Origin of the sequence: Verminephrobacter aporrectodeae subsp. tuberculatae At4, from assembly GCF_000193225.1 — a bacterium.
GTDB lineage: Bacteria > Pseudomonadota > Gammaproteobacteria > Burkholderiales > Burkholderiaceae_C > Acidovorax > Acidovorax aporrectodeae.
In genome coordinates this window covers 1-558 of record NZ_AFAL01000919.1, presented here as the reverse complement: position 1 = coordinate 558, position 558 = coordinate 1, and the positions used below count along the sequence as shown (strand labels likewise).

General features: G+C 64.0%; 1 protein-coding gene. It reads right to left on the bottom strand.

Annotated features, from left to right (window positions below; genetic code table 11):
* Positions 1-558: Ig-like domain-containing protein (locus VTU_RS34235; RefSeq protein ID WP_010109370.1), on the bottom strand; the 558-nt coding region annotated here is incomplete at both ends.

Below are 558 nucleotides of genomic sequence, written 5' to 3'. Positions count from 1 at the left end.
TGGGCGTGAAGGTCGCTGTCCAAGTTCTGCCATTGTCATTGGACGTGGGCTCGCCCAATGTGCCGTTGGCATCGCTGAGCTCGACGTCATCGCGCGTGAAGCCGTTGACGGTCTCGCTAAAGCGGAAGGTCACGGTCGTTGTTTCGCCTGCGCTGAGCGTGGTATCGGTCAGCGTGATCGTGGCTGTCGGGCGCTGGGTGTTGACCGTGTAGTTGTCGCTGCTGGCGGTACCGGTACCGGCATTGCCCGCGGCGTTGGTCACGCCCGTGAGGTTCACGCGGATGGTGTTGCTCGCGTCGTTGACGTTGGCCGTGGGCGTGAAGGTCGCTGTCCAGGTTCTTCCGTCGGTATTCGCCGTAAGCGGACCCATCGTGCCGTTGGCATCGCTGAGCTCGATGTCATCGCGCGTGAAGCCGTTGACGGTCTCGCTGAAGCGGAAGGTCACGGTCGTTGTTTCGCCCGCGGTGAGCGCGTTGTCGGCCAGCGTGATGGTCGCCGTGGGGCGCACGGTGTCCACGCTGTAGTTGCTGCTGATGGCGCTGCCGGTACCGGCGTTGC